Here is a 21,144-nt window from a genome sequence, read left to right as displayed (position 1 = left end):
TATTCAAGATTTAAAGCTGAGCATCGATTCACGACACCGAAAAAAATCCGCCAAAATGACGCCATCCTCATTCTTTTAACTATAATGTTTGAACGGGGCACATGTCCAGTTTACCAAGTACGAACTAGAAGATATGTTCAGGTATTCACGAATATTAATAGAACAAGCCCGCATGTCATAAAGACACGCAGGCTGAAGCTGTTCAGTGTTGATATATTACAAGTACCGAGAAATAATGCGCACCAATTTTGCTGGCAGCTCATTCAGGTTAGTAATATCCAAAAACCTCTCGACACCATAGATCTGACTAATGACATCCTTGTCTTGACCGATGGCTGCCGCCAGAAATTTGACTCCTTTCCTTTCGTATTCAGATAGAGTCTGCTGCATGTCCTGAATGGCCAGACTTCCGGTATAGTCTTCCATGGCTTTTGGCTGCCCATCGCTGATGCTGATCAACAGCTTGGTTTGCTTCGGTGAAGCTGCTAACCGTTCCGCCATAATTCTTAAAGCCAACCCATCCCGATTATTACTTCTGGCTCGGATCCCCATTAACCTGAACCGATCACGGATATCCGGTTGATTGTAATCGGCATAAGCGAAGATGGACATCTGCTCCAAACGGGAAACATCCGCAGTATCCCCATAAATTAAAACAGGAATATGGCAAATTTGACAGAATTCATAGACCGCGATGACCGCCCGCTTGGCCGCCTCCAATCTTCCGAAAGCAGCCATCGATGCGGATTCATCCACCCTCAAACCGACCACAAGACCAGGGGATTCCGTCGGTGGACGCTTCTTGGCAAAATACCTGAAATCGCGGTAGGCCACGCTGTCTGCCTGAAATTTAGAACCGTTGTAGTGGTTTTTGGCAAATTCTGCAGTTATCTCGTGCTCCAATAGCGGCAGCGTCTGTCTGGCGATTTCCCGCACGATGGGCATAAGCCCCTTACTCAGACTCCAATATTCCTCCTGCTGGATCGGATCGTATTCAGGACGGTGAACGATCAGCTTAACAGCCTGATGAATCGAGTCGGACACGATGGCTCTGGAGACTTGATTCAGCTTTTTGCGGAAGTTCCGCTCCTTCTGTTTCTCCTCTTCCGTCATGGGTTCGGGATTGGCCTGGTGATATTGCGGTGATCCGTCTTCACCCGAATCCGCACTCTCCATATCTGTTGATTCATCCGAAGGAATGGATGTGCTACCTTCGCTTTCAGCGGACTTTTTTAACCGGATACCTTCTTCCCCAACTTGCCCATCTGGAACGGAATCCAGGTCGATATCGCTGTCCCAGGTCGTGATCTCCACTGCCTCTGCATTCCGTTTTTTATTATTTTCAATCGGGACTTCCTCCAACATATCCAATAAGCCTTCGCCTACCAGCGCTTCTTCCAGCAGTTTGATCTCTTCTGAATCGGTAGTTATCTTGTAGATCACTTTATGGTAAAGTGCCTCCCTCGCAGAAGCACCTTGAGCAACGGCATCCACCCAATAGAAATAGGAACGCATGCCGGCCACGCCTTTTATGGCATTAGCTCGTGCTGTTTTATCCAATAGGATAATGACTCTTGCCAGTACGTCTAGCATTTCATCATTCCGATAACCGGTTTTGGCCATTGCCCGCTCCATCATGATCTCTTTGGTCGGCAGGTCCATCTTCTCCGTGTGCTGAACCCGGTCGCGCAATGCCTCGTTAAGCGGTCTCGATCCCGCATAACTGCGGTTTGCCGTGATCACCGCTATGAAATCCGGATGCCGGTGCACGATCTCCATTGGGAGATTAAGGCTGCCGCTCGGCTCCAATGCGGAATTCAATGCCATCAATACGCCAGCATCCCGAATCACGTTCGGTTCCTGTATTTCCAGCAGATAGCCCTTTTGAAAAGCTCTGACGATCTCGGAAGCGTAAAATCGATACTCTACAGCTCCATCCTGAGCGTTATTCGCGGCCAGCTTCAATAATTGCTTCATCTTTGCAGAAGCCATCTCTTGTGTAATCCCAAGCGCCTCCATTAAAATCTCCGTTGAGCTTCGAAAGCCGTCGCTTTCGTATAATGCTCTCAAGGCCGCTTGGTCGGCGGTTTCCAACTGCTTCATTCGATCAGATGAAATAACCGGTAAAATGGCGCCAAGGATATCCGATTTATCCATATCGGCAAAACAAGTTACTTTGGTATAGGGTAACCTGAAGTTTGCAGACAGCGCCTTGGCGAGCTGCGTTTTTCCGGAGCCGGCATCTCCCTCCAATAGAATATTGGCGATCTTCATCTCGCCGCGATGCCAATTACGCTTGATCTCATTCGTGATTCGCCGTTCTTCCTCGCTTACTTTATGCGTTAATGGTTTTTTCCAGACAAGGCTCTGTTCCTCCTCAGTTAATACTCTCCCAGGAGACAGCACGTTAGATGCAAAGTCATTCTGGTCTTTCATGACCGCTCACCTCCAAACTCTCGTTAACACTGAACGCAGGAAAAAAAAGTTTCGTAACTCCACGTTCGGCGACTTTCTCATCGCGCATAACCCAATTCTTCTAACATTCTCGTTAAAGTGCGCAGACGTTCTCCAATCATCTCACCGTTATCACTCAATGCCTCGTTGAACAGCTTGATATCCTCCTGAATCTGTTCATTATCCGTGCAAACAGCCACCGTCATGGCGTTCCCCTGCAATCCGATCCGGTCGATCATAGGATGTTGTGGGTCATATAAATGTTCAAATCTATAGGCTTCGCTAAAATGGGTCAGGGCACTGCAAATGAGAATAGATAAATCCAGAATTCGATGAATGGGTAACTCATCAGATGAACTGGTCCCTTGTTCCTCTGCAGCTCTCCATATCTTGGCGGCAATATGCGCCCTACCATCCTCGTTCTGCTCGGTCAATCCCAAAGATAGAGCTCCTACGTCTGTCTTAGATGCAAATCGTCCATCCACTTTCCCATAGTTATCCGACACAATCACGGGTTTATGATTTGTTGAAGCAGGTATTTTCATGGTCCCTCCTCATTTCTAAACATTTATAAACGTATTTATGTTTTGTCTATATATATAATAGACATCTCCGCTATTATTGTAAATACCAACTTTCATGCTTCAATTGAATTACTCTCTGGAAAGGATTGTATTCACAAAAAATCCGTGGAGGGCATTGCGTCGTTGGTCGATGCCAGAACAAACGAAAGGCTGCCGCTCTATTACCGCGACAGCCTTCGTACAGCTGAGGTATCCCATGATCTTCCTATTCTAGATGAAACGCTGCTTCAAGCTCGCGAATCCGGTCGTCATCGATGTGGATGACATTGCCGAGCGTTCTTGCCGACAGAATGGATTTGGCGCTGTACTCGGCAACTTCTAATCGGTCAAACGCGTTAAGCAGACTCTGACCGGCAACAATGACACAATTATTATTCACGATGGCAATCGGCGTATTCGCTTTAAACAGCGAAGCGGTACGCTCAGGCTCGTTGTAAACCGCATGAAAGGGAAGCTTTGGCATTCCGCGAAGCAAGATATAACTCTCTGGAATCGTTCTTGAATCGAAAGCGGTATCGGTTACGGCAAATGCCATAATGTTGGGAGGATGCGCGATAATGACCGAATGGACATGCGGCTGCATTTTGTAGATCGCTTCATGCAGAAAGACAGATCTGCTTGGCTGTTTGCCAGCCTCAGCTTTGCCGTTCTCTATACGGACAAGGTCACCCGGTTCCAGATCGGTGCGGTCTTTACCGTAGGGTGTGATAACAAAATCATTTCCAATCAATCGATGGGAAAAGGTGCCCTGCGTGCTGGTGAACAAACCTTGTTTATACGCACGCCGCATTAGTGCGCACATATCGCGGCGAATTTCTTTTTCCTCCGACGTGCAGGTGTCGTAGATATACGTATCCAACTGCAGCGTGCTTTTGTTGCGGACGGTATCGTAATCCTCATCGGTCAGCAGGACGGGATTTCCGAGTCGACGCGCCTCGATCTCCAGCCGCGCACAGAAGTCCAGGGTTTCAAACCGGTTAAACGCTTGAGAAAGGTCCCCAGCTCCGACCACAACGCCATGGTTCTCCAGCATAACTGTGTCGATCCCGCGCTTGAAAACAGCCGCAATGTTCTCCCCGAGCTGCTCGCTTCCAGGCAGGGCGTAAGGCGCGATCCCGATCTCGCCACAAATCTGCCGTTCGTTCGGAAGCAGCCTGGTATCCGGAATGCGCCGGACAATGCTGAACGAAACCAGTGCGGGCGGATGGGCGTGAATGATCGCTTTCAAGTCCGGACGGGCTTGATAGATAAGCCTGTGAAACGGAAACTCGCTGGACGGCTTGTGAATTCCCAGGACCGTGCCGTTCTCCTTCACGCATACCATATCCATCCGGGTTAATGAGCCTTTATCCACCCCGGCCGGTGTGATCCAAATATCTCCGTTCTGGTCCTTGATCGACAGATTACCCCCGGACGTGGTCGTCATGCCATGATTGTAAATACGATTGATAAATTGAAGAAGCAGATCTGCCGGATGCAAAAATTCCAGATTCATTCTTACCACCGCCTTATCCGATTGTGTTTGTTTAGTTTTGTTTGTTTTTATTATACTGTTTTTTCTATTGATATTCGAGAATAATTGTGGCAAAAACATAACAAGTAGAAAATTAGGATTCGTACCACCAGTTCTGCTCCAAGAAGTTCATGATCGGCGTACTAATACGAAAAGTCGCCATTTCAGGCGACTTTTTATCGTTTATGATCGAATGCCAATATCACGAAGCAGAATGGTTCCACGCTCGGTCAGGTTGAACTCAATACGAATCTTGCTCAACTGCTCTGGATTGAATTCCGGATTCATTTTGTTGAAATCATCTAGACGGAAATCATAGCATTGAAATACGGGTTCCGAAGTATTACCTGCATTCGAAAACGGCCATTTCAACAGTTTACCCTCAATTACGGGCGGCAATTTGGAAAGATGGCTGAGGGGAAGATTTGCCTGATGGCCCTTCCTGTCTTCGACAGTAATCGTAAAATTGATAAGCTCTTTCGGGTCGCTGATTTCCTCTTTCCCACGGGCATCCGCCAGCGAAAATACGATGGAGCTTTCCTTCCCTGTTCTCACCCCATGGTCCGGCAAAGTAACCGTATAGGATGGGGGCCCAGGCGAGCCTTCCGAATTCCAGCCTAAGCGAACGGCGCTGTATTCCGCTTCGCCCATTTTAACTTTCACCTTTTCCTCCTTCCATTGCTGGAGGTTCTCGCCCATCAGGCTGCCGCCGGGAATTGTGGTGCTCTGCAAATCAACGTCTTCCTCATAATCCGCCAGTAAGATCGTTTGCGAATCGTAATAATTGCCGATGTACAGGGTATCGGGGAGCCATTCCTTGGCATAACCCAAATCTCTGAACACCTCCCGGTATTGCCGTTGGTCCTTCAGCGTGGCATCCAGAAACGAAGATATGAACACTTTTGCGATGGTTTCCTGTTCATCCTGCGGCATAATTTGACGTAGATTAAACAGTTGGTTCCCCAAGCCTGCTACATCCCCTCTGCCCCAGCCTCCGTTAAACTGGCCGTGGTTGGCTCCATAAATATAGACCAGCGATTTCATGTAATTTGTACCCTTGGTATAACGAATCCGGTGATATTGCTTCGCACCGTCCAGGCTGTTGACATCCATATCATGAGCTCCATGCAAAGCTAGATAATTCACGTCTTGCAGCGGTAGAAGTTTACCTTGGGGCTTATAATACCCGTCCGTTCCCGCAATGGAAATGAGAGAACGGATCGAAAAGTTATAATCAAACTTGATGTGGCCATGGTCCGGATGACGGCTGAGCTTGTTATAGGCTGCCGCGATCGCGACCGCTTCGCCGCCTCGGGAATGCCCGATGAGGGCGATTCGTTCCATATCGACCTTTTGATAAAACGGATGGTCCGGATCACGGTTCCATCCCTTCCAGGTTTGCAAATGCTCCAACAGCAGTAAGCCTCTTGCCGGATTTTCACTCAGCAGCGGGCTAATCAGGAACATATCCTCGTATGGAGAGACATTAAGGAAATTTTCATCCACAGAGACAAAAATATACCCTTTACTAGCCAGCAGCCTGCCGAGATATTCATAACCCGGATCGGAATAATCATTCATTAAGTGATTACCATGTACGATCAAAACAAGCGGAAAGGCACCCTCCCCTTCGGGATACCACACTTTACCGTTTAACGGCAAGGCCTCGGGTCCAAATCCAAGCGACTTCGTACGCAAGGACGACCATTTCTCAACAAACTTGGACGCATCCACCGTTTGAGTGGTTAGGGAACCGCTTTGGTTAAACTCTTTCCTGTAGTTGTCGGGGCTTCCGTATAACAGGCTTTTGACTGAATACTCACCTTGTTCGGCAGGGTTTTTCATCGCCGTGTCATCATATCGGGCTGAAGTTTTCAGCTGTTTCAAGGTCACGTCCGGAGTGGCTTCATCCCCGGCCCGAATCAACCAGAAGCTGCCGGCTCCAATCACGATAGTGATCAGGGACAAACAGGCTATGGCGCCGATTTTCCTGGTTTTGGACGCTTGCTTGTAGCTTCCCGTTGCAAATTTATAAACCAATGCACCAAACAAAGAAAAAACAACGGCAAACAACACGATGAAAACTACCGATACTTCCAGCGGCCCAATAAAACAGAATAAAAGCATGATGAGTGAGCACAGCAATATCCAAATATAACGGCTTGGCAGTTTTTTGACCCCGTGCAGCAATAAAGCAGCCAGGCCGCTTACAAGCGCTGCCGCTAAGACAAACAGGAATGTACCTACGATGAATTTACCGATACCATGCCCCGTCAATAGATAATTGGCCTGTATCAGAATCAGGATAAAGGCGATGGCGCCAAGCCCAAGCGACGCACCCTTCCATCCAGGGGATAACCTCCCCCGGCGCTTCCGGTTTACAATTATTCTTCGAAAATAAGTGCCACCCTTCTCTTTTTCTTTCTCTCTTTGTATTTCCAATCTCTCCAGTCCTCCTGCATACCTATATAGTAGATGTTTCTACTCCTTAGGTTACCGGATCATTCTTTCTCTGCACTTTCTCGAATCTTTCAGTAATCTTACAATTCGTTAGGAAGAAAAAGAACGAATTTCGTTTGCCCGTTCGTGGTCAGCGTGATGTTACCCCCATGTTTTTCTACCACTTGTTTGGCAATGGCAAGTCCCAGACCCGTACCCCCATCGCTTTTTCGGGCTTGGTCTCCACGGACAAAGGCATCAAAAATCGTTTCCTTCATAACATCCGGGATTCCGATGCCATCGTCCGAAACGTGGATTTCGACTCCTTTTCCCGTCGCTGCCAATTTCAATTCAACAGTTGTACCGGGCGGGTTGTATTGGATTGCGTTGGACAGGATATTAGAAACCGCCCTGTATAACCAGGTGGCGTCGAATGGGACGATGATCTCACAATCGGGAATATCGTACTTAAAATGAAACTTCTGTTCTTCGAACACCTCGTAATACTCAGCTGCAATTTCCCTTGTGAATTCTGAAATGTCGGATGCCTCAACAGCAAGAGGATAGTCGGGACTATCCAGCTTGGAGAGCTCGAAGATACCGTCAATCAGCTCTGACATCAGACTGGCTTTGTCGGAAATCAAACGCAGGATTTTTTGCCTTTTCTCTTCCGAATCGACGAGCCCCACTTCCATCGCTTCGATATAACCCTGAATGGTCGTCATCGGTGTCTTCAGGTCATGGGAAATGTCGATCAGCATTCGCTGCTTGCTCTCCGCAAGCTCTCGCTTTTCCCTCTCCATACGTTCAAGCCGCTCCGCCATAGCATTGAAATCGTCCTGAATTTCCGCAAGCTCATAACTCGCTTTAAAATTCAGTCTTTTGTGGTAGTGTCCGCTGGCGATGTTCCGTATGCCGTCCGCTATGGAACTAAGCGGGGTGGTGAGCCGGGAAGCCGTCCATCTTCCGAAGACATAAACGGTAATTGCAAACAATGCGAGAAAGAGCAGCAGGGCTTGGAAGGCCATTTTATAAAATACTCTCTCATGCTGATCGCTGTCCATGCCTGGCAAGGCTGTTGGACTGCCCATGACTCCAGCCTCCGTCTTGACCGGTCCGGTAGCCTCCATAAAATAATCCATGATCAACGCATTTAATACAAATAGCGAAAACACGGCAATAAGTGCAATCGTAACAAAGAAAAAAATATATTGGCGAATCAGCGAACGCTGCAGACGATTAGGAGATTTCATGGCTGTAACTCATCTTTTTTCGCAAATCGGTATCCGAGCCCGCGAATGGTTTTGATATAAACAGGTTTCCTCGGACAAACTTCGATTTTATCGCGCAGCCTGCTGATTTGGACCATGACGGCGTTATCGTCAGCCAGATAATGCTCGCCCCAGGCTTGTTCAAAAATTATCTTTTTCGTAAATACGCGCCCCGGTTCCCCCATGAACAGCTTCAATAATTTGTACTCAATAGCGCTGAGTGAAATCGGTGTTCCCTTGAGGTACAACATGCATTCGCGGTGATCCAGCAGCAAGTCCCCGACGCAGGTTTCGGATAACGTGGGAGCTTCCGACTCTGACAGCTCATTAAACTCATAAGAACGTCTTAACTGGGCCTGAATTCTCGCCATCACTTCGAGCGGGCTGAACGGTTTGGACACATAATCGTCTGCCCCCAGCTTGAGACCGGTTATTTTATCAAGTTCCTGATTTTTGGCCGAAATGAGAATGACCGGGATTTTATAATCCTGCCGCATCATGCGGAGCAACTGGAATCCGTCGATGAACGGCATCATGATATCAAAGAGTGCGAGATCCACGTGCTTGCTTTGTAGATGCTCTAGGGCTGCTCTCCCGTCAAAAGCCTCCAAAGTCCTATATCCTTCTGCCTCCAGATAAAGTTTAAGCATATCTATAATATCCGGATCATCATCGACAACAAGTATGGTTTTAGGCATAAAAAGCATCCTCCTTCAAGTAGTATATGGTTCTCCTTGGGGGGCTGATTTCCTTTTTTGCGTTGTTTCCGTAAGCATCGTTAAGCGCAAATAACCTCCTAGCTGGATCGTCGGAGGTCATTTTATGATTGATTTTAGTGGCGTCCAACGAAACCATACAAGAGAAGCTGGTTAAGTTCAGCCATCTTATTTTTATAATTCCCGGATCTTGCCCAGGAAGCTTGGAGCGTCCCGACAACACTTAATAATTCCAAAAGGGTCTCCAGAGAAACAGAAGAATGAATGGCCCCTTCCTTCATCCCCAGCTCAATAAATTCCTGAATAAGCCCAGTTCTAATTTTATTGGTGTTTTCACTATATAAGCTCGCCAGCACCTGATCCTCAACGGCACCCGGTGTAGAAAGCAATTGATAGTCATGCTCAGCACAGATCTCCAGTACTTGGGATAGCTTGTCTTTAAACTCGATATTTTGCTTCAACAGCTCCTTGGCCATATGGATGGTATTTTGCATCAGAACGTTCGCACATTCAATAACCACCCCTTCTTTGCTGCCGAAGTAGTTATACAGCGATACAGACGATACACCGGATTCTTCGGCAATGTCCTTGATGCTGACATGGATGAAGCCTTTTTCTTTAAAAAGCTTTAATGCGGCATGAATGATCGCATCCTTCTTTTGCTGCGTTCTTATCTCGAATTTATTCATCCGTTTTCACTCACTTCCCGTATTCGTCGCTACAAGTAGTTTACCATAAAAAGAGTAGTTTTTAAATTTCGGGGTCTATATTTAAAAACTTCTTGACAGTCCGGTCGATATCCATATAGAATCAAGCTGTAATTTTTAAATATTGCATCAATTATTTAAAAACTATACTGAAAACAAAAATAAGTGTTTGAGAAAAACAGTTTGATCAAATCGTTTAACCCTAATGGAGGAGTTACTATGAAAATATTGGTTTATGGCGCTGGGGTTCTGGGCAGTTATTTAGCCCACGAGCTGGTGCGTGGAGGTCACAACGTCTCGATGCTGGCCAGAGGACAACGAGCGGATGAGTTGGAAAAAAGCGGCAATGTCATTCGGCATTATTTTCAGTTCCAAACAACGGTTCATAACGTAAGGGTGATCCGGGAACTACAGCCAAACGATGTTTATGATCTTATTTTTGTTGTGATGAAATATCCGGATTTCGAAGCGGTACTGCCTGCGCTTGCAGCGAACCATAGCAGCCACATCGTAATAATGGGCAACAATGCGAGTCCTGGGGAAATGGAGGAGTATTTGCACACCCATAGTCCGGTAGCGAAAAAGGTTGCTTTCGCTTTTCAGTCGATCGCTGGCTGGAGAGAGAATGGCCGGGTCATTAGCGTGCGCGGACCAAGAACCAAAATCAATATCGGGGGTTTAGGCGAGGATCTGTCTTGGCGATCGGTGATCGACCAGGCTTTGGTTAACACCAAATATAAGTGGACATACCAGAACAATATGAATGAGTGGCTGAAAAGTCATTATGTCATGATCTTGGCATTGAATTCCATTGCTTCTACATATCACGGTAATTTGCGCAGAGCCGCAAAAGACAAAAAGCTTCTCAAGCTTGTTATCCATGCTGTAGATGAAGGGCATCAAGTGTTGGAGAAAAACGGATTTACGGTTACGCCTGCTGCTCAAAAGCAATTCGCCCGTGAAAAAAGGAAGCTGTTCTACATCCTGTTGAAAATAATGTTATCAACCCCGATTGGCAGAATCCTGCTGAGTGATAAGGCTGTGTCATCAAACGAGATGACTGCGTTACAGCAAGCTTTTGATCAATTGAAAATTCGCGCGAACATGGCGACACCCAATTGGGATGAGCTCCAACATTATTCCGCGCCTATTCAGAGATCATAGATGATGGCTTTATTGATCTATAGCTTAGCCTGGTAAGAAATATGTTCGCAAAAAAATCTCTGCTCAACCAACGAGCAGAGATTTTATGAACCTTCCGGCGGGCCTTAACTGAAGCTTCAATCTTCGATATTTTATGAGTGGAATCGGTTGTTTCCCTAACCGTTGTCTTTTTCATAGTGGAAAAACCTCTTTACGGATCGCTGGTGTTATCTAGTTGTACCGAGCATGTCCCTGTGTGACAAGTAAACCCGGTGCCCTCAGGATCTGCTGTTTCTTCCATAAACGAAATATAAAGTAACGGAGGACATGATCATCAATATCACTGAATAAACCAATGTCAACGCTTTGGTATCTGCTAGCGCCTGCGCATCCGTACTGTTCTTGATGACGATTCCTAACGGCTGGTACAAAGGATGATAGAGGAACACGGTAACGTCATAATCGGCCAAAATTCCGTTGAAATTCAAGGCAAGAACAGCTAGCGTCGACGGTAGAATGATCGGCAGCAATACTTTTCTGAATGTATAGAACGGTTTGGCACCCAAATTCCTTGCAGCGTCTTCCAGATTGCTGTCCAAGCTGAAGAAGGAGGCCTTGACCATTCGCAGGGTGAAAGGAATATGGACGATGACATAGGCAATCAGAAGCATCCAGACCGTGCCAACCAGCACCGTATTCCCGATCATCAGCTTCGGTGTGTTAAAGGTTACGATCAGTCCGATTGCAATCAGCGTGGACGGAAGAATCCACGGAATCAGCAATGCGTATTCGAGGGCAAGCGCCCACTTGTTCTTATATTTATGTAAGATCCTTGACGCGGCCAGCGCCAATGCGACGACAATGACCGAGGCTGCCGCGGCATATAGAATACTTACGAGATAAGGCCTGAATGCCGACATGGATGAAAACACTTGAATGTAATTATCCAACGTGAAGCTGTTCAAATTCAACGTGGCGGTCGAGATACTGGCCGCATCGGTGAACGAAAAGATGATGATCAGCACAACCGGAACGATGTAGAGAACAAACAGGCCGTAAGCCAGAATATGAGCGGCTATGTTACCGGCTTTGCTGCGGATTTTTTGTTTGACCAGCTCCGATTTGACTTTGGAGACCGACATAAAGTTGCCCTTACGTTCGAACCGGATCATCACGGTCAACAACACCAGTGTGGCCACTCCGAGAATAAGAGCCAGCAGCGCAGCCAAGTCTCTTGACGTCATGCTTCTCGAGAATGTCAGAATCATTGGCGTAATCGTCTGGAATTCCTTGCCCCCGAGGATAAGCGGCGCGGACGTCGCAGCCAGGCCGGTAAGAAAAGTCAGGATCGTCAGCGCGTAGATCGTAGGCTTCAGGACCGGAAGTACGACCCGCCATAGGATATACCCAGTAGACGCCCCCATATTTCTCGCGGCTTCCACCGTTTGGAAGTCGATTTTGCGAATCGCATTGCTCAGGAACAGAAAGTGATTGGACGTGCAGGCGAACGTCATGACGAATAGAACCGCCCAATAGCCATGAAACCATGTCGTATCAAAAGAAGGGAACAATTGAACTAAGAGCTTGGTCATAAACCCCTCTTCGCCATAGACGAATTTATAGCCGGACACCAGCACGACTCCGCTATAAATCAGGGTCGTAAAGTAACCCAACCGCAAAATCTTCGCGCCTTTGATATCGAAATATTCCGAAATCAAAACCAGCGTAATGCCCACCACATTTACCGTAATGACAAGCGAAAAAGCGAGAATAAAGCTGTTGTATAAACTTCTCATCGCGCGTTCGGACGACAGCAGCTTCTCTGCCGCTTCCAGCGTAAATTTGCCGTCCTTAAAGAATATTTCGCCGTAAATATTCAAGTTCGGATAAATCAGGAAAGCAATGACAAACCAGACAATCAACCCGTATAAAAGGATCGAGAAAGGGTTTATGGAAGCCAGCCGGGTGCTCAGGTTCCGGGCTTTCATGCTTCCCCCTCCTTCATCGGATATTGCAAAATATCGCGGACCGGGAGGTAGATGTCCACATCGTCGCCGACCTCATGATGAACGAGCGGGCTTTCTATTTCGATGATTTTTAACCGTCCGCCGCCGGCAATCTCCAATACGTACTTGCTGTATAAACCGTAAAATTCCCGGTCTGCAATCTTGCCTTTCAGTTGGACCGTATCGATCCCCTGCAGGGGTTGCAGGCTTACCTTCTCATTGCGGATATAGGCGATATTCCCTGGCTGAACAATATCCTTTAACCGGCTGTTCTCTACCATCCGTGGATCGATCCGATTAATATCTCCTATGAAATTGCATACAAACTCGGTTTGAGATTGATTGTAAACTTCCATGGGCGTGCCCACTTGCTCCAGGACCCCATGATTGAATACGCCAATCCGGTCGGACAGCGTTAACGCTTCTTCCTGGTCGTGCGTGACATAAATCGTTGTGATCCCGAATTTCTTCTGCAATTGTTTCAGCTCATTGCGCAGCTGTACCCGCAGCTTGGCGTCCAAGTTGGATAAAGGCTCGTCCAGTACCAAGATGCTCGGCTTCAAAACCAGCGCCCTGGCAATCGCAACGCGCTGCTGCTGGCCGCCGGATAGTTCCGATACTTTCTTGAATAGCTGATCATCTTTCAGATCAACCTTCCGGGCAATGTCCTTTACCTTCTGGTCCACTTCCGCCTTGGAAAACTTCTTGACACGCAAGCCAAAAGCGATATTCTCGTACACATTCATCGTCGGAAACAGCGCATAGCTTTGAAATACCATCCCGATCTCTCTTTTTTCAATCGGCAAACGGGTAATGTCGGTGTCTTTCAGCAGGATCTGTCCGCTCGTAGGTATAATAAACCCAACCAGACTGCGGAGGGTCGTCGTCTTCCCGCAACCCGAGGGACCGAGGAACGTGAAGAATTCCCCTTCCCGAATATGCAAATTAAGGTTTTTGACCGCATGAAATTCTCCGAATTTAATGTCAACGTTCTGGAATGTAATCATATTATTATCTTCCTTTTTGTTGTACTTGAATGAACGGCTGCATATTGGCGTTCCAATATGCAGCCGGCTTGACTCCATTCCGTTATTTAGTGCATAATCTCCAACTCGATTTTCTCCGCCCACAGATCCATGTTTTCGGCAATAAAGGCCCAATCGAAATCTTGTGGTTTTAACGAAGTAAACAGCTCCTTGACGGAATCATTGGCTTGCTCGACCGCTTTTGTATTTGCCGGCATGGCATTGAACTCAGCCGCAAATTCTCCTTGAATTTCGCTGGATCCGAGCCATTCCACGAACCGCTCCGCCGTTGCCTGTTTCTTCGTTCCGTTCACGAGCGCTGCATGTTCCACGACCATCGGTACGCCGACTTCGGGACTGACAATGCCTGCTTTCACTTTATATTGCTCTTCCTTCTGCTGCAGGGTTCCGGAAACGAGCGCCCCTAGCGGCGTTTTCCCGCTGGCCAAATTGGCATAGAAGTCTTCGCCCTCGACTGCGCTGACGCCGTTGTCATACAATTGCTGAATTTCATTCCAGCCTTCCTCGGATATACCGAGATCACCATTCGGATCTTGGAAACGGGTCAGAATGCCCGCTACAATAAGACGAGGCGTATTTTGCCCAAGCAGGGTAGGAGCTTCGTACTTCCCTTTGTACGTATCGTTCTTATAAAGGTCGGTCCAGTCCTTTGGCGCGGTATCGGCCGTGAATTCGTTCGGGTTATACCCAAGCAAAATCGCTTGCTTCACAAGGCCATGATAGTAGCCTTCCGGATCGTTCAAGCCCTGCTCCACATCTCCGGCCCAGCTTGGAACAAACTTAGCCAGAACGTCTTCCTTTTTCAAATTCTCATAAAGCATATTGTTCAAGCCGTATACGACGTCCGCGATCGGGTTGTTCTTCTCGGCAATCAACCGGTTCGTTAAGTCGGCGCCGCCCGCTCCGACAATTTCGATGTCAAAGCCCGCACCTTTCGCTTTCTCAATCAGCCATTCGCCGCGGCCGTCAGAGTTCGCATTCGTATACACGATCAACTTTTCATTCTGGACCGGTTCCGTAGACGACGATTCCGACCCGGCCGGAGCCCCTGACTCCGAAGTGCCCGAGTTTGCATTGCCGGCATTGTTGCCGCCTCCGCAAGCCGATACAATCACACACATAATGAGAAGTAGCGCCATTGAAAGTTTTCTCATGATTCCCTTAACTCTCCTTTGATCGTGTCATTTTATTTGGTTTAAATGTTGATGATCAACCCGTCATATGCCGGCAAAATTCCGAATGGGCTGAAGATGCGGACAAAATCCTCATGAAGCAGCTTGGAATTATGGCTAAAATGTGTGACGACGATTTGGCCTTTAGGCTTCAGGATATTTTCTTTTTGGAACTCGCGCTGGACTTCCAGCACCGTCTCGACGCACATATGATTGCGGTCGCGGGAGTTCCCCGTATATCCATGCGTGCAGTCGAGGATGGCGCAATCCAGATTTTTGCCCTTTAACCATGCCCATGTCGCATCCGGGAACCAGCCCGAATCGTGCCCGTACAGCAGTTTTTTTCCTTCCTTTTCGATCACGTATAACAGACAGGTTTCCATGCGGTCATGATCCGCCAACAATGGCGTTACCGTTGCATCGCCCATAGCGAAGGTCTCAAACGGGCGCAACAGATGGAATTGATACCTTTGTCCTTCAAAGCGGCCGATGGCGGCACGCGTGTGATGCATCACCGTACCATTCCCATAAATGTGCATCGGATGCTGAAGGCCGTGCGCAATTCCTTCCCTGCGGCATTCCAAATCAACGGCATTGTAATGGTCCGAATGCGAATGCGTGACCAACAGGTGCTCGATTGCTCCCAGATCGATATTGTCCCGCAGCGCCTGCATATAGGAATCCGGGGAATAGTCAAACTTGATGACATCGTCCATGATGGCGGAAGTTCGCGTGCGGATATTTTTTCCCCCAAGCTCTCGCGCTTTGTTACAATGCTCGCAGCGGCAAAAGGCATTGGGAAAGCCCTCTGCGGCTGCAGTTCCTAGAAAGTGAATTTTCAAAGTTATGTCTCCTTGCCACTGTAGTGATCCATTTTACGTCCTGGACTGAACGGATTGTCGTTCTACAATCGATGTTTGAATTTTAATGGTGATTGGATTCTCGTTGGAGTTGCCAACGCGCTTCATCAGCAAATCAACGGCCGATCGGGCAAGTTTCTCGGTATCTTGTCGAACCGTCGTAAGCGGGGTCGGAATATATGCCGCTAACTGGATATCGGAGAACCCGACGATGGACAGCTTTTCAGGAACCGGAATACCCATTTGCAGTGCGGTGTGAATGGTCGAGATGGCGACATGGTCATCCCCGCACATGATGGCCGTCATCCGGGGGTTGTCCTGAATAAACCGCTCCTGTTCCGGATCGCACTCATTAATGCGGCTGGTATCGCAAGCGACGCTTCGAAAATGAATGTTCTGGATCTTCACCGGAATTTTATGGTCGAGCAGCGCTTGGATATAGCCTTGATACCGTTCCTTCCGGCTTGTGATATTGTCGATCGGATTCGAAGTGTATCCGACTTCCCGGTGCCCCTTCTCGATCAAATACTTCGTCATTTGATAAGAGCCCATATAGTGGTCGTGATACACGCAATCGATCTCCACTTCATGGAAAATACGATCGATGATCACCAGCGGCAGTTTGCGCAACTTTAGTCGCAGCACCTGATCGCTGCAGGTCTTCCGCCCCTGAGGAAACAGAATGATACCGGTGATCCCTCCTTCGGCCAGCCTTTCCAGACAAAGATCTTCATCGTCGCAGTCCTTCGTCATTTTTAAAATGAGGTCGCACCCGTGCTTTCGCACTTCAGCCTCGGCGGCGGCGATGATTCTGGAAGTGTAATCAGATAGATGGGGCATAATGAGTGCGATCTGTCCGAACGGCCTGTCCACACTCGGCGCCGCCTCGGTGACCTGGGGAGAAGTTCCTCCCTCGGCCATCAATCCTTCTAGCGGCTGGGCAAGAAAGGTCCCTCTTCGGGGCAGGCGGTACACCAGTCCCTGCTCTGCCAGCTTTTGAAGCGCCAGCTTGCTCGTCATTCGACTCACGCCGAACAGCTTGGCAAGCTCTCCTTCGGATGGAACAGGATCATGCGGCCGCAGCCTACGGCTCTGAATAATCTCGATTACCTGATCCGCCACCCGGTGATATAATTGATTCTGTTTAATCAAACGTACTTCTTTCATCAAATTATCCCTCTAATCGTTGAGTCGACTCGTAATCCGCAAGGGATCTAATTTAAACTTAATGAATGTCACTGACATATTCAATGATATATTTGTAAAAGCCTTGTAAATTCTATGTTAAATCTCAATGCTGCGGTCCTGAATCAAAAATTATATATCAGTGATATATTAATTCGCTTCATATGTTTGCTTTCAAGGTACCCTACACCATGCAAGCTATTGCCATTTCCCCGATCAACGAAAAAAAACCTGCCGGTTAGGTAGGTTTTTTAGAGCTTGATTCTATCGATTCAGGGTTAAGCTTCGTTAAATTACGCTATCAAACGTGAAATCGGCCTCTTTAGAAACCGCCAAGAATACATATTTCACCTTCGTCTTTAACACCTGATTATCGACCAGAAAATCGAGCCTATGAAATACGCTACGAATCGAAAAATTGGTCTAAAATCACTTTTCTACAAAATAATTGCCGTCAAAAGAAAAAAGCCGCAAAAGATATGCGGCCATCCATGTCTATATGTACGTAAGCACCGTGATTTTCTATTGCTTGTTTTCTTTTGCATGTAGGCTTTCTTCAGCAACCTGCGCTAGCTCCTCAGCTTTGATACTAATCTCATGGATCGTTGTAGAGAATTCCTGAATCGCCCTTGACTGGGTATCGGTTAGGGTGTGGATATCGGAAAAAGCATGATTCAACCGCTGCAAAAATTCCTGAATATTCTTCGTGATACCATTAATCTGGTCCACATTCTCTTTGGAGCTTGTCGCCAGCTTCCGAATCTCATCGGCAACAACCGAGAAGCCCCTTCCGACTTCCCCCGCTCTCGCCGCTTCGATAGAAGCATTAAGGCCTAACATGTTGCTCTGATCCGAAATCTCCTTAACAACGCTGGAAATCTTCCCAATCTGCTGCGCACTGGAGCTGACGTCCGTCATTTGGTTCGTTACGTCGGTCACACGTTCGGTTAGGTGAGCAATCGATTGACTGATATCTCCAATGGATGCGGTGGTCTGTTCGACAATTGCCGAAAAACTCTCGGCCATCTCAAACAGCGCATTCGCTTTTTCGAGACTTGTCCCCATGCCTACGCCGCCGATAACCCTACCCTGATGATCGTGCAGTGGGATCGCGCGCGCAGCCAGCGGAAATCCAAACAGCTCTTTCGGAACGACAGCCGATAAAGCTGTATTATTCCGAATCGCATTGGTGACAATATCGCCCTCAACAAGCGGGTCCCCCGGGCTCACATTCAGCGAGAAGGTTTTGCCCGGAATATTAATGATAAGTTTCTCCGTATCATAAATGCCAATCGTGATATCATCATTCGTTAGACTTTTCAGCAATGGAGCTACCTTTACAAAGGCACTAATCAGCTCATGCTGTGTTTGCTCTTCAGTCACATTATTCATGCCTATCTCCCCCAACCCTTAATACGGGAATTTCCTTTGCCCGTAATGAACCGATATCCACTTCATGGTCGTAAATTCATCCAGGCTCCATTGCCCATTCAGACGCCCCAACCCCGACTGCTTCTCTCCGCCAAATGCTACAATGGGTTCGTCGTTAATTGTTACATCATTCACATGGATCATGCCTGTATGGACCTTCTTCGCCATTTCTACACCACGTTCAAGATTGGAGGTGTGAATAGCCCCGCTAAGGCCAAAACGTGTATCGTTGGCAATGGCAATGCCTTCCTCTTCCGTTTCGAATGGGATGATGCACACAACCGGGCCGAACAACTCCTCTTGTGCTACCTCCATATCCGGTTTGACATTGACAAGGACGGTAGGCTCCACCATTCTGCCGGTGATATTCCCTCGCACCAATGGAACTGCACCTTGCTCAATGCCCTTCTCAATCAGCTTCTGCAGTGTCTCTGCCTGCCGATGGTTGATGACGGGTCCGATAATGGTCTGTGGATCGCTCGGATCACCTGTTGTCAGGGTAGAAACCTTCTCTTTGTATTTATCTACAAACTCCTGATAGATCGACTTCTGTACAAGAATCCGGTTGGCCGACATACAGATCTGGCCTTGATGTGTGAATCTGCTGAATGTCGCCGCTTGTACCGCGTAATCGATATCAGCATCTTCCAGGATAATGAACGCGCTGTTCCCGCCGAGCTCAAGCAGCGGCTTCTTGAAGTGCTTGACGGCCAGTTGACCAATATGGCTTCCGACCTTAGTCGAACCTGTGAAAGAAATGATTCTCGGAATCGGATGCTCAACGAACGCATCGCCAATTTCCTTAATATCTGTCACCACAACATTCAACAAACCCTTCGGTACGCCCGCTTCTTCGAAAATCTTCCCGATCAGGGTTCCGCCCGTAATCGGCGAATCCTCATGTGGCTTCAGCACGACGCCATTGCCAGCACCCAATGCTGGGGCGACAGACTTCATGGACAAGAAGAAAGGAAAGTTAAATGGACTGATAACCCCAACCACGCCAGCCGGGATCCGATACAGGCGGTTCTCCTTGCCATCCTCTGTGGAAGGTAAAATCTTTCCCTCCATTCTAAGGGGGAACGTAGCCGCTTCCTTAATCATATTCTTCACAAGACCGATCTCGAACGCCGCCTTCAGACGTGTTCCGCCCAGCTCTTGAACAATAATGGAGGAAATGTCTTCCTCATGCGATTCAATATATTTAACGGCATTTTCAAGAATGTCTCGTTTCTGGTAAGCATTAACCTTGTCCCATTCCAGCTTAGCTTGATTGGCAGCCTGATATGCGTCATCAATGTCTGCAACGTTTGCGATTTGAAAAGCAGTAATGACCTCATCATTGTATGGATTGATGTCAGGCAGCGTTTTACCGCTCTTACCGTCTCGCCATTCCCCGGCTATGAATTGTTTTCCTAATTTCGAGTAATCCATATGAACCCTCCTGTGTCGAATAATTCCAACTGATCAATATAATTATCGACTAAAAACAGGTAATTGTTAAGTGAATTTTCTTTGACCTCTTCTCCCTCCTAGAGCAAGGGAGTCTATACGTTAAATAAGTGCAGAATAATAACGGGGGTGTCTCAAAAGATCTTAGATCTTCCGGGAGCCCCCCTTCTTGCTGCTAGAAGACGCTCCATGTACGAATCGTTCCTACCATCGCTGTTGCCCCAACATTTCTTGGAATGGTTCTGAGCAAGGGAGAACAGCCAATGATCAAAACAGAAGCCATAGCGGTGTGGGAATAACATCCTGAGCACCGCCATGGCTTTATTTGACACACTTTCTGTTTATGAGAGCCGTACGTCAAGCAACTAAATCTACTTTTGGGACGCCACGTTATTTTGCAATTAATATTAATCCAGCATGCGTTAATTCACTTTCACACGGTCATCAAGGTTATACCGCTTGACGAATCCGTTCGAACAAGATGTTGTTTTCCAGATGGATATGCTCGAAGGTGTCCTTTTCAAGCATCGCCAACCGTTGATAGACCAACCGATACGTACCGCAGGCATCCGACGGAAGTTCGAAATCAGCGGTTACTTCCCGGAGCTCCTGTAGCAGTTTGCCTGCTTGAGCATGTTCATGTTCCAGTTCAGACACATGCGGCTTAAGCTCCGCTGCAGCCTGGTGGTTAGGCTCTGCAACAAATTTCAAAATGAGCGGAAATACATGCTCGTCTTCATCCTTCGTATGATCCAGCAGTTCTTTTTTCAGATCGGAGAAAAGCTCCTGCACCCGAAGAAGTTCGGGATGATGCTCCCCATGAACGCGGGCTAATTTCGTCACATACGGCGTTAAAGCAGGTAATTCATCCCGCAAGAAGGCATGATGTTTCTGCTGGATGTATTCAATCAGTTCGGATTCCTTCAGTGAAGCCGGACGGCTTTCTTGATAATCTGCAAACTTGCTCTCCACGGACCGAACCTGCTCCAAAACGGCGGCGGGTTCCAAATTGCGCTGTTTAGCCGCCTCTTCCAAAGGCACCTGCCCTCCACAACAAAAATCAATGCGAAGTGATCGGAATAAATCCGCGGTTTGCGGAATGGATGTAACGATATCGGATACCTGACTCTGAAGCGTGAATGAACTCATGTTCAAACCTCCTTAG

16 protein-coding genes are annotated in these 21,144 nt (G+C 47.7%); 1 reads left to right on the top strand and 15 read right to left on the bottom strand.

Translation table 11 applies throughout. The annotated features are described in order from the left end of the window. Positions 1 to 216: 216 nt before the first annotated feature. From NYE54_RS16000 to NYE54_RS15970, 7 genes are all read right to left on the bottom strand, one after another. Positions 217 to 2,436, bottom strand: coding sequence for an AAA family ATPase (locus NYE54_RS16000; protein WP_339273147.1), 2,220 nt, complete (start codon positions 2,434 to 2,436; stop codon positions 217 to 219). Between the two features lie 77 nt (positions 2,437 to 2,513). Continuing rightward, on the bottom strand, positions 2,514 to 2,999 hold the full coding sequence (locus NYE54_RS15995; protein WP_339273145.1) for a DUF6530 family protein: 486 nt from the start codon (positions 2,997 to 2,999) through the stop codon (positions 2,514 to 2,516). A gap of 244 nt (positions 3,000 to 3,243) precedes the next feature. After that, positions 3,244 to 4,533, bottom strand: a complete 1,290-nt coding sequence (locus tag NYE54_RS15990) for a class II aldolase/adducin family protein (RefSeq protein WP_339273144.1) — start codon at positions 4,531 to 4,533, stop codon at positions 3,244 to 3,246. Between the two features lie 201 nt (positions 4,534 to 4,734). Then, the gene (gene bahA / locus NYE54_RS15985; RefSeq protein WP_339273142.1) at positions 4,735 to 6,993 is read right to left on the bottom strand and encodes a bacitracin amidohydrolase BahA; all 2,259 of its coding nucleotides are present in this window, start codon (positions 6,991 to 6,993) and stop codon (positions 4,735 to 4,737) included. A 98-nt stretch (positions 6,994 to 7,091) separates the two neighbouring features. Further along, positions 7,092 to 8,243, bottom strand: coding sequence for a HAMP domain-containing sensor histidine kinase (locus tag NYE54_RS15980; RefSeq protein WP_339273140.1), 1,152 nt, complete (start codon positions 8,241 to 8,243; stop codon positions 7,092 to 7,094). Further along, the gene (locus NYE54_RS15975) at positions 8,240 to 8,959 is read right to left on the bottom strand and encodes a response regulator transcription factor (RefSeq protein ID WP_339273139.1); all 720 of its coding nucleotides are present in this window, start codon (positions 8,957 to 8,959) and stop codon (positions 8,240 to 8,242) included. The genes NYE54_RS15980 and NYE54_RS15975 overlap by 4 nt, the downstream gene beginning before the upstream one ends. 134 nt (positions 8,960 to 9,093) lie before the next feature. Next, positions 9,094 to 9,666, bottom strand: coding sequence for a TetR/AcrR family transcriptional regulator (locus NYE54_RS15970; protein WP_339273137.1), 573 nt, complete (start codon positions 9,664 to 9,666; stop codon positions 9,094 to 9,096). A gap of 237 nt (positions 9,667 to 9,903) precedes the next feature. Between NYE54_RS15970 and NYE54_RS15965 the strand changes: the two genes are divergently transcribed. Then, positions 9,904 to 10,848 (top strand): 2-dehydropantoate 2-reductase N-terminal domain-containing protein, encoded by a 945-nt coding sequence (locus tag NYE54_RS15965; RefSeq protein WP_339273135.1) that lies wholly within the window; start codon positions 9,904 to 9,906, stop codon positions 10,846 to 10,848. Positions 10,849 to 11,105: 257 nt separating this feature from the next. On the opposite strand, the gene NYE54_RS15960 is transcribed toward NYE54_RS15965, so the two are convergent. The 8 genes from NYE54_RS15960 to ric all read right to left on the bottom strand — a co-directional run bounded on the left by NYE54_RS15960 (position 11,106) and on the right by ric (position 21,128). Continuing rightward, on the bottom strand, positions 11,106 to 12,815 hold the full coding sequence (locus NYE54_RS15960; protein WP_339273133.1) for an iron ABC transporter permease: 1,710 nt from the start codon (positions 12,813 to 12,815) through the stop codon (positions 11,106 to 11,108). Next, positions 12,812 to 13,840, bottom strand: a complete 1,029-nt coding sequence (locus NYE54_RS15955; RefSeq protein ID WP_339273131.1) for an ABC transporter ATP-binding protein — start codon at positions 13,838 to 13,840, stop codon at positions 12,812 to 12,814. The genes NYE54_RS15960 and NYE54_RS15955 overlap by 4 nt, the downstream gene beginning before the upstream one ends. An 86-nt stretch (positions 13,841 to 13,926) precedes the next feature. Continuing rightward, the gene (locus tag NYE54_RS15950; RefSeq protein WP_339273130.1) at positions 13,927 to 15,033 is read right to left on the bottom strand and encodes an extracellular solute-binding protein; all 1,107 of its coding nucleotides are present in this window, start codon (positions 15,031 to 15,033) and stop codon (positions 13,927 to 13,929) included. Between the two features lie 41 nt (positions 15,034 to 15,074). Continuing rightward, positions 15,075 to 15,893: an MBL fold metallo-hydrolase gene (locus NYE54_RS15945; RefSeq protein ID WP_339273128.1), complete on the bottom strand. Its 819-nt coding sequence runs from the start codon at positions 15,891 to 15,893 to the stop codon at positions 15,075 to 15,077. A 33-nt stretch (positions 15,894 to 15,926) separates the two neighbouring features. After that, a complete protein-coding gene (locus NYE54_RS15940) occupies positions 15,927 to 17,078 on the bottom strand; it encodes a GntR family transcriptional regulator (RefSeq protein ID WP_339273126.1) in 1,152 nt (383 codons plus the stop codon). Between the two features lie 540 nt (positions 17,079 to 17,618). After that, entirely contained in the window at positions 17,619 to 18,488 is an 870-nt protein-coding gene (locus NYE54_RS15935; protein ID WP_339273125.1) for a methyl-accepting chemotaxis protein, read from the bottom strand. A gap of 18 nt (positions 18,489 to 18,506) precedes the next feature. Next, entirely contained in the window at positions 18,507 to 19,961 is a 1,455-nt protein-coding gene (locus NYE54_RS15930; protein ID WP_339273123.1) for an aldehyde dehydrogenase family protein, read from the bottom strand. 468 nt (positions 19,962 to 20,429) lie between these two features. Then, positions 20,430 to 21,128 (bottom strand): iron-sulfur cluster repair di-iron protein, encoded by a 699-nt coding sequence (gene ric, locus NYE54_RS15925; RefSeq protein ID WP_339273121.1) that lies wholly within the window; start codon positions 21,126 to 21,128, stop codon positions 20,430 to 20,432. Positions 21,129 to 21,144: the final 16 nt, after the last annotated feature.

Origin of the sequence: Paenibacillus sp. FSL K6-1330 (genome assembly GCF_037976825.1) — a bacterium.
Lineage (GTDB): Bacteria > Bacillota > Bacilli > Paenibacillales > Paenibacillaceae > Paenibacillus_AQ.
Note: the sequence above shows the minus strand (reverse complement) of the source record. Positions and strands in the feature narration are given on the sequence as shown.